The following is an 8,689-nucleotide window of genomic DNA, read 5'->3' on the forward strand; positions in this document are numbered from 1 at the left end:
TGAAGCCATCGTTCCGATGGACCAAAGGCCAATCATGCACTAACTTTCAATTTGGACCACTCAAGTGGGGCTGCTCAGCGGCCTTTTGCAGCGTGCGTTGCACGGTCAATGCTTTCGTTCACGCGTTCGCATTGAGCAACCGCTTTGTCAGTCTCAAAGTTGGGCGAAGGAGGCTCTGCATTGTGCTCTGGCAGTGGTTTGCGTTTTTTTGAAAGTCTTACGCGAAACTCGGTTGGATATAAACCGGTAAGGCCGAAACTGTGTGTGTCGTCCGGTAACCAACAGGTTTTTCACCTGAGTAGGCACCATCCTGAAAACCCATTGGCTCACAAGGAGAAATTTTCGGAAGCAGGGGCCTGAAATTCACCAATCCGATGACCAATCGCGATTGTCCACAGGGCCAGTTTTCATGGACCGGTTCGATTTTGGTGTTCGGCCCATCGAACATGCTCCAACCGCCGGACTGAGGTAAACGAACCATGTCCTTTCGTGCGGTCGACGTAACAGTGCGGGAACCGAAGACTTTGAGGGGGCCGTCAGGCGCCGGAGGCAGTCGGCGCCCCCCCGAAGATATTTGGGGCCGGAAGAAATATGGGAGGCACCTGCAAAGGCGCCTCCCGATTGACAGAAGGTATTTGCTTCTCCCGGCACGGTCATCGGCGTCCCCGCCTGTACCGTCCGATGAGATGAAGACATTAAATTTAATATATGGTTACATCTCTTGGCCTGAAAATATCCCGGGGAGTTTGAGGGGCTGGCCCCTCAAGGTGCAACCGTAGGCTCAAGCGGCCGGTTTCAGCTGGTCTCGATCTTTGAGCTGGGTATAGCACTCGTCCAATGCCTTGCGCGCCCGTTTGCCCATCTCGGTGATCTCATCTGGAGTGATCACAAGTGGTGGCGAAATTACCATCCGATCATAGACGTGACGCATGATCAGATTGTTGGCAAAGCAGCGCTCACGACATGTGAAGCCGGCTGTGCCGGCATCCATCGCGAATTTGGCGCGGCTTTCCTTTTGCGGGGTCAGTGCCAGCGATCCCATCATGCCGACAATCGCGGTTTCACCCACCAAAGGATGATCGCCGAGCCCTTCCCACATCTCTTTCAGTGCAGGTGCCGCCACGTCGCGAACATGGTCCAGCACATGCTCTTCTTCCAGAATGCGCAAGTTTTCCAGCGCGACCGCTGAGGCGACCGGGTGGCCGGAATAGGTGTAACCGTGGTTGAATTCGCCGGACCCAATCACTTCCGCGACTTCGTCACAAACGATCGAGCCCCCAATGGGCTGGTAGCCGGAACTGAGTCCCTTGGCGATCGTCATGATATGCGGCTTGATACCCATCGTTTGCGACCCGAACCAGTTACCGGTCCGTCCAAAGCCGCAGATGACCTCGTCTGCGATCAGCAGGATTTTATATTTGTCGCAGATCCGTTGGATTTCCGGCCAATAGGTGCTGGGGGGCACGATGACACCCCCGGCGCCCTGAATCGGTTCGGCAATGAAAGCGGCGATGCGGTCTTCGCCTTGCGCAAGAATCGCCTCTTCCAGTTCGGCAGCACGCGCCAAGCCGAAGTCTTCGGGCGTCGTGTCACCGCCTTCGGCCCACCAGTAGGGCTGGTTGATGTGAAGAATGTCGGGGATCGGCAGTCCGCCCTGTTCATGCATCGGGGTCATGCCGCCCAGCGATCCTGACCCGACGGACGATCCGTGATATGCGTTCTTGCGGCTGATGATGATGGTCTTTTCCGGCTTCCCCTTGATCGCCCAATAGGTGCGCACCATGCGGATATTGGTATCATTCGCTTCGGAGCCGGAGCCCGCAAAAAAGACGTGGTTCAGATCGCCCGGCGCCAGTTCGGCAATTTTCTGCGCCAGTGCGATGGCCGGCACATGGGTTGTCTGAAAGAATGTGTTGTAAAAGGGCAGTTCGCGCATCTGGCGCGCGGCCACATCGGCCAATTCACCTCGACCATAGCCGATATTCACGCACCACAAGCCGGCCATGCCATCGAGGATTTCGTTACCCTCGCTGTCGTACAGATAGACGCCCTTGGCGCGGGTGATGATGCGCGCGCCTTTTTCGGCCAATTCGCCGTTGGCCGTAAACGGATGCATATGGTGTGCGGCATCCAATGCTTGCAGTTCGGACGTCGGCAGGTGATTGGTGATTGCGGGCATATTTACCTCTGTGTTTGAGTGTGCCGAGAATATGAGCATCTTGCGCGCCGTCAATGTGACAACTGCAATCTTGCTGGACGATCGCCGCAAAAATTGTTTTCATACACGATGACCCGGGAAAACCGGGCAGTTACGGGAGAATACCATGAAAAAGATGATGCTGAGCACAGTGGCGCTCGGCGCCCTTGCGGGCGCCGCTATCGCCGATGAAGTGCGCGTTTACAACTGGTCGGACTATATCGACGAAGATTTGCTGACCAAATTCGAGGAAGAGACGGGTATTGATCTGATCTACGATGTGTACGACAGCAATGAGGTCCTAGAAACCAAGATGCTGGCGGGTGGATCGGGTTACGACGTGGTTGTGCCTTCCAATGACTTTCTGCAACGGCAAATTAGCGCTGGCGTTTATCAGAAACTGGACGCTTCTAAGTTGCCTAACAAGGTGAATATGTGGGATACGATCGAGGCTCGGACGTCAGCCTTCGATCCCGACAACGCCTACTCCATCAACTATATGTGGGGAACGACAGGGATTGGCGCAAATGTTCTGAAAGTTGAGGAATTTCTTGGTCCCGACACGCCGTTGGATTCGCTCGATCTGATCTTCAACCCGGAAAACATGGAAAAGCTGCAGGACTGTGGTGTGCATTTCCTTGATGCTCCGACCGAGATGATACCGGCGGCCTTACAATACATTGGCCAGGATCCGAACAGTCAAGACCCTGATGTGCTCGCCATGGCGGAGCCGATATTGGCGGGCGTGGCCCCGTATGTTCAAAAGTTCCACAGTTCTGAATATATCAACGCGCTGGCAAATGGTGATATCTGTGTGGCTTTTGGCTTTTCTGGAGACATACTGCAGGCGCGTGATCGGGCGGCCGAGGCCGAAAATGGGGTTGAAATCGTATATAATCCCGTTTCAGAAGGCTCATTGATGTGGTTCGATCAGATGGCCATTCCCGCCGATGCTCCGAACGTGGACAATGCTCACGCATTCCTGAATTTTATGATGGATGCTCAGAACATGGCGGCCGCGTCAAACTATGTTTATTATGCCAACGGCAATCTCGCCAGCCAGGAGTTCTTGGTGGAAGACGTGATTGGTGATCCAGCGATATATCCTAATGGAGCGACATTGGAAAAACTCTACACCAAGTCGCCATATCCCGCGAAGGTACAACGCACCGTGACCCGGATGTGGACCAAGATCAAATCGGGCACCTGACCCCGATCTTCGGGCGCGGGGCTTTATCCCCGCGCCCGTCTCAAACTGAACGGATTTCGCCTTGGCTGATACTGTTTTCGCCCCTTGGGACGACCCCGACCAGAAGCCGTTGATCCGGTTTCGCAATGTCACGAAACGCTTCGGTGATTTCACGGCGATTGATGATCTGACCCTTGATATTTTCGAGCAGGAGTTCTTTGCCCTGCTGGGGCCGTCTGGCTGTGGCAAGACCACGATGATGCGGATGCTGGCGGGCTTTGAGAATCCGACCGAAGGCAGAATCGAGCTTGCCGGAAACGATATCGCGGGAGTTCCGCCAAACAAGCGGGCCGTGAATATGATGTTCCAGTCCTATGCGCTGTTTCCGCACCTCTCCATCTGGGACAACATCGCGTTCGGCCTGCGACGCGAAAGCAGTGACAAGGCTGCGATTTCTGCCCGGGTCGAAGAGATGCTCAAGCTGACACGGCTTGAGAAGTTTGCCAAACGCAAGCCTCACCAGATCTCGGGCGGGCAGCGCCAGCGTGTGGCCTTGGCCCGATCACTGGCCAAGGCGCCGAAACTTCTGTTGCTGGACGAACCTTTGGGCGCGCTGGACGCCAAGTTGCGAGAGGCGACGCAATTCGAGTTGATGGACATTCAGGAAAAGACCGGCACGACATTCGTCATCGTCACCCATGATCAGGAAGAAGCGATGACCGTCGCCAGCCGCGTGGCCGTGATGGACGAAGGACGGATCATGCAGGTCGCGACCCCCGAACAAATTTATGAAGCCCCGCAAAGCGTCTATGTTGCCGACTTTATCGGTGACGTAAATATCATCCGGGGCTCTGCCACGGCGGTCGGCCCGGACCGATATCAGATCGCATGGGCGGAGGGTCGGGACCCTGTACACGCCGTCAGCACGCGCCCCTTTTCAGATGGTCAGGAATGTCATCTGGCGATCCGACCGGAAAAGGTGTCGATCCACGCGGAACACCCAGCGGCTGACAACGCCGTGCAAGGCAAGGTGCTGGACATCGCCTATCTGGGCAACCTGAGCACCTACCATGTCGAATTGCCCACAGGCGAGATCATCAAGGCACAAGTCGCCAACACCCGCCGCATATCCCGCCGCGCCTTCACGTGGGAAGACCCGGTGTGGATCAGTTGGACGGAAACCGCCGGGGTCTTGCTGGACCAATGAAGCGGGCGTTCCTCATAGCGGTACCGTATGTCTGGCTGCTGGCGCTGTTTCTGATCCCGTTTGCGGTTGTATTCAAAATTTCACTGTCGGATATCGAACTCGCGATTCCGCCCTATACCCCGACGATGAAAGACGGGCTGTGGACCATGCTGTCGCAGCTCGATTTCGAAAACTTTATCTTCCTGACGCAGGATGATTTGTATTGGAAAGCCTATCTCAGCTCTTTGCAGATCGCTTTGATCTCGACGGTTCTCACGCTGATGGTTGGCTATCCGATGGCCTATGCGATGGCGCGCGCGCCCGAACAGTGGCGCCCGACGCTGTTGATGCTGGTGATCCTGCCATTCTGGACGTCGTTTCTGATCCGGGTCTATGCGTGGATCGGGATTTTGTCGAACGAAGGGTTCCTGAACCAGTTCCTGCTGTGGATTGGGATCATTGATACGCCGCTGACCGTGCTCAATACCAATACGGCGGTCTATATCGGCATCGTGTACACATATCTTCCCTTTATGATCCTGCCGATCTACTCCGCGCTGGATCGCCTGGACGGGTCCCTGATCGAAGCCGCCGAAGACCTCGGATGTTCGCGGCTGAAAGCCTTCTGGCTGGTGACGATTCCGCTGTCCAAAAACGGAATCATCGCGGGGTGCTTCCTTGTATTCATTCCGGCGCTGGGTGAATTCGTGATCCCGTCGCTGCTGGGCGGATCGGGCACGTTGATGATCGGCAAGGTGCTGTTCGAAGAGTTCTTCTCCAACCGGGACTGGCCGGTCGCCTCGGCGGTCGCCGTGATCTTGTTGCTGATCCTTATCGTTCCGATAGTGCTGTTTCAGCGCAATGAGCAAAAACAGGCGGAGGCGGAGAAATGAACCGTCTGAGCCCATTCAATGTCGTATCGCTCACGATGGGGTTTGTGTTCCTCTACGTGCCGATGCTGATCCTCGTGATCTTCAGCTTTAACGAATCCAAGCTGGTGACGGTCTGGGCGGGGTTTTCTACCAAATGGTACGGTGAGTTGCTCGCCAATGACGCCTTTCTGGACGCAGCTTGGGTGACATTGCAGGTGGCCGTCATATCATCCACCATCGCGACCGTGCTGGGAACGATGGCCGCTTATGTGCTGGTGCGCGGGGGGCGGTTTTTTGGGCGCACGCTGTTTTCGGGAATGATCTACGCGCCTCTGGTGATGCCCGAAGTCATTACGGGCCTGTCGCTTTTACTGCTGTTCATCGGCATTGGGATGGACCGGGGGGTGCTGACCATTGTGCTGGCGCATACGACGTTTTCGATGTGTTTCGTATCGGTTGTCGTGTCTTCGCGGCTGATGACGTTTGACCAGTCGCTGGAAGAGGCGGCGCTTGATCTGGGGGCGTCGCCGTTCACGGCATTTCGGTTGGTGACGTTGCCGATCATCGCGCCGGCGGTGGTGTCGGGTTGGCTGCTGGCCTTTACACTCAGCCTTGACGATCTTGTGATTGCCTCCTTCACGTCGGGGCCGTCCGCGACGACTCTGCCCATGAAAATCTGGTCCTCCGTGCGATTGGGCGTCAGCCCCGAGATAAATGCGCTGAGCACGATTTTGATCGGGCTGGTCACAATCGGTGTGATTTGCGCCTCATTGGCCAGCAAACAGGCGGCCCTGCGCGCCAAGCGGGACGAACAACAGGCCGCGCGCGCCGCATGAAGCGGATCTTTCCGGACTATGCGTACAGCGATGGCCCGCGCGACGGATGCTGGTGGGATGAGACCTGCGACATGCCGGAACATGGGGCATTGCAAGGTGATATGCGCTGCGATGTTGCCATCATCGGGGGTGGGTTTACAGGCCTCTCAGCCGCTCTTCATCTTGCTCAGGCCGGTGCTTCGGTTGTTTTGCTTGAGGCGCAGCGCATCGGCTGGGGCGCGTCAGGGCGGAACGGTGGGTTTTGCTGTTTGGGGGGTGCCAAAGCGTCGGATGCTTTTCTGGATCGGTCATTCGGACGTGCGGGTCGCTTGGAGTGGCACCAGACCGAAAAGGCGGCCGTTGCATTGGTCGACGCGCTGATCACGAACCTTGATCTTGATGTGGATCGGCATTCGACGGGAGAGACCGTATTGGCGCACCGTCAGAGCGAAGTGGGCCGCCTTGAAGAAGAAGCTGCAAGCATTGTTGAGAACTATGATGTGGCACCAACGTTCCTTGCCAAGGATCAACTTTCTGCCCACGGTTTCGCAGGCCCGTTTCATGCGGCCCTGACCACGCCGATTGGTTTTGCACTCAACCCTCGCAAGTACCTTCGGGGACTGCTTCGCGCCTCCGTTGAGGCAGGCGTGCGCGTGTTTGAAAAAAGTGCGGCCGTCGAGATTTCAGGGCCTGTGGTCAGGACTTCGGGTGGCCGGGTGCAGGCCGAAAAAACCATACTTGGAACCAACGGCTATTCAAGCGAGGATGTTCCAACGTGGATGGCTTCGCGCTATATGCCGACCCAGTCCACCGTGCTCGTCACACGTCCTCTGACAGAGGATGAAATTCTGGCACAAGGGTGGACCAGTGACCAGATGGCCTATGACACGCGGCGCTTGCTGCACTATTTCCGGTTGCTGCCGGATCGCCGTTTCCTGATCGGGATGCGTGGCGGGCTTATGTCTTCTCCGCGATCGGAGCAGGAGGCGCGGTCGTCTCTTGCGCGCGATTTCAAACATATGTTCCCGGCATGGAACGGGGTGGACATTACACACACGTGGTCGGGTTTTGTCTGCCTCTCGCGTAACCTGACACCGTTTGTGGGGCCTGTGCCCGGATCACCGAAGTTGCTGGCAGGCTTTGGTTTTCATGGCAACGGGGTGGCCATGGGCAGTTACGCGGGGCGAATGCTGGCTGATCTTGCGCTGGGTCGTACGCCTGATTTGTATCCTGCCGTCATGCGCAAACCTGCTGCACAATTTCCCCTTGGCCGATTTCGGCGTGCCATAATGCCACCGATCTACGCGGCGCTCCGCCTGAACGATCGGGGATTCTAAACCGGAGGTTCGCGCAAACCCGCGACGTTGTTTGCGAGGATCATGTAGCCGCTCTCCAATACCAGCAATGTCGAACCGTTTTCAATTCGCGCTTCGGTGACACGCGCATAGGACATCGCGGGCTCGGTCAACAATACCTCGCCGTTGGCGCTACTCTCGATTTCAAAAGTGTACTCGCCATGAGCCATTGGGGCACCGGTGTCGTTAAGTCCTGTCCACTCGAATGGATCAGCGCTCACTGGCATCGGCGTGCGTTGCACTTCGTTGCCCTGTGCATCGTAGGCGACGAGCGTCACGGTATCCGCCGTAATCGGTGGATTGGGCGCAATTGTGATTGGATCGCCATCAAATTCAGCGGGTCCACTGACCAGCGCTTCCATCCCGATCCAGTTCGCCGCACTGGACATGTCGTTTGTCCCAAGCGTCAACATCAACTGCTGCATCAGGTCATTGGTCGTGACCTGCTGCTCGACCATGGAGAACTGGGCCAGTTGGGCGGCATATTCCGAGTTGTCCATCGGCTCCAGCGGATCCTGATACTGCGCCTGCGCTGTCAGCATTTGCAAAAAAACCTCAAAATCAGAACTGAGGACGCTGCTTCTGGCGGAAGGAGCGGTTTGTATCGTTGCGGGAGTAGTGGCCGAAGATGTTTGGGTCAGGTTCATGCGATCAAAGCCTCAAGTCTATGCCTTCAGCCGAGGTGGCCAGGCGCGGTAAGTCAGATATTGGGGAATCAGTGTTATCGTTCTCTCCAAAGTCGAGTGACAGAACCTCTGCACCATCGGAATTTTCCTGTGATGATGCGTCAGAAGGATCATCGTTCTGGCCGAAGGCAAAGGCGACGTCGTCGTATCCCAGATCAGAAAAGGACTCGCCGAGATCGGTGATGTTCCGGCGCATCAAATCCAGCGTCTCCGGCCGATCGGCAAGAATATTGACGACAATCCCGGAGTCGGTTGTGGTCAATGTCATGCGGACTCGACCTAATTCCGCAGGGTTCATTACGATTTCGACCGGATTGAGCAACCCCACGTCTGGAAATTCGGATTTGGCATGATCACGCATCCTGGCATTCCCATTTGATATAGGCCTT

8 protein-coding genes are annotated in these 8,689 nt (G+C 56.4%); 5 read left to right on the forward strand and 3 right to left on the reverse strand.

Annotated elements, in window-relative coordinates:
- Positions 1 to 781: 781 nt before the first annotated feature.
- Positions 782 to 2,179 carry an aspartate aminotransferase family protein gene (locus LC354_RS24760; RefSeq protein ID WP_223428645.1) on the reverse strand — a complete coding sequence of 466 codons (1,398 nt, stop codon included), beginning with the start codon at positions 2,177 to 2,179 and terminating at the stop codon, positions 782 to 784.
- 145 nt (positions 2,180 to 2,324) lie between these two features.
- Here LC354_RS24760 and LC354_RS24765 point away from each other — a divergent pair, with 145 nt between their 5' ends.
- From LC354_RS24765 to LC354_RS24785, 5 genes are all read left to right on the forward strand, one after another.
- Positions 2,325 to 3,407 carry a polyamine ABC transporter substrate-binding protein gene (locus tag LC354_RS24765; RefSeq protein ID WP_223428646.1) on the forward strand — a complete coding sequence of 361 codons (1,083 nt, stop codon included), beginning with the start codon at positions 2,325 to 2,327 and terminating at the stop codon, positions 3,405 to 3,407.
- 61 nt (positions 3,408 to 3,468) lie between these two features.
- Complete coding sequence (locus LC354_RS24770) at positions 3,469 to 4,593, forward strand: ABC transporter ATP-binding protein (RefSeq protein ID WP_223428647.1); 1,125 nt, start codon at positions 3,469 to 3,471, stop codon at positions 4,591 to 4,593.
- Positions 4,590 to 5,465, forward strand: a complete 876-nt coding sequence (locus LC354_RS24775; RefSeq protein ID WP_223428648.1) for an ABC transporter permease subunit — start codon at positions 4,590 to 4,592, stop codon at positions 5,463 to 5,465. Before LC354_RS24770 ends, LC354_RS24775 begins: the two co-directional genes overlap by 4 nt.
- Positions 5,462 to 6,280: an ABC transporter permease subunit gene (locus LC354_RS24780; protein WP_223428649.1), complete on the forward strand. Its 819-nt coding sequence runs from the start codon at positions 5,462 to 5,464 to the stop codon at positions 6,278 to 6,280. The genes LC354_RS24775 and LC354_RS24780 overlap by 4 nt, the downstream gene beginning before the upstream one ends.
- Positions 6,277 to 7,596: an NAD(P)/FAD-dependent oxidoreductase gene (locus tag LC354_RS24785; protein WP_223428650.1), complete on the forward strand. Its 1,320-nt coding sequence runs from the start codon at positions 6,277 to 6,279 to the stop codon at positions 7,594 to 7,596. Before LC354_RS24780 ends, LC354_RS24785 begins: the two co-directional genes overlap by 4 nt.
- On the opposite strand, the gene LC354_RS24790 is transcribed toward LC354_RS24785, so the two are convergent.
- Together LC354_RS24790 and fliK are read right to left on the reverse strand one after the other, a co-directional pair.
- A complete protein-coding gene (locus tag LC354_RS24790) occupies positions 7,593 to 8,261 on the reverse strand; it encodes a flagellar hook capping FlgD N-terminal domain-containing protein (protein ID WP_223428651.1) in 669 nt (222 codons plus the stop codon). The two genes, LC354_RS24785 and LC354_RS24790, sit on opposite strands and share 4 nt — an antisense overlap.
- A 4-nt stretch (positions 8,262 to 8,265) precedes the next feature.
- Positions 8,266 to 8,661: a flagellar hook-length control protein FliK gene (fliK, locus tag LC354_RS24795; protein ID WP_223428652.1), complete on the reverse strand. Its 396-nt coding sequence runs from the start codon at positions 8,659 to 8,661 to the stop codon at positions 8,266 to 8,268.
- Positions 8,662 to 8,689: the final 28 nt, after the last annotated feature.

The organism is Tateyamaria pelophila, from assembly GCF_019966495.1.
In the GTDB taxonomy this organism is placed as follows: domain Bacteria; phylum Pseudomonadota; class Alphaproteobacteria; order Rhodobacterales; family Rhodobacteraceae; genus Tateyamaria; species Tateyamaria pelophila.

Excerpts from the sequence above, each read along its gene's own strand:
- LC354_RS24765 (WP_223428646.1), top strand. The coding sequence starts at position 2,325 with ATGAAAAAGATGATGCTGAGCACAGTGGCGCTCGGCGCCCTTGCGGGC.
- LC354_RS24760 (WP_223428645.1), bottom strand. The coding sequence starts at position 2,179 with ATGCCCGCAATCACCAATCACCTGCCGACGTCCGAACTGCAAGCATTG.
- LC354_RS24775 (WP_223428648.1), top strand. The coding sequence starts at position 4,590 with ATGAAGCGGGCGTTCCTCATAGCGGTACCGTATGTCTGGCTGCTGGCG.
- LC354_RS24780 (WP_223428649.1), top strand. The coding sequence starts at position 5,462 with ATGAACCGTCTGAGCCCATTCAATGTCGTATCGCTCACGATGGGGTTT.
- fliK (WP_223428652.1), bottom strand. The coding sequence starts at position 8,661 with ATGCGTGATCATGCCAAATCCGAATTTCCAGACGTGGGGTTGCTCAAT.
- LC354_RS24785 (WP_223428650.1), top strand. The coding sequence starts at position 6,277 with ATGAAGCGGATCTTTCCGGACTATGCGTACAGCGATGGCCCGCGCGAC.
- LC354_RS24790 (WP_223428651.1), bottom strand. The coding sequence starts at position 8,261 with ATGAACCTGACCCAAACATCTTCGGCCACTACTCCCGCAACGATACAA.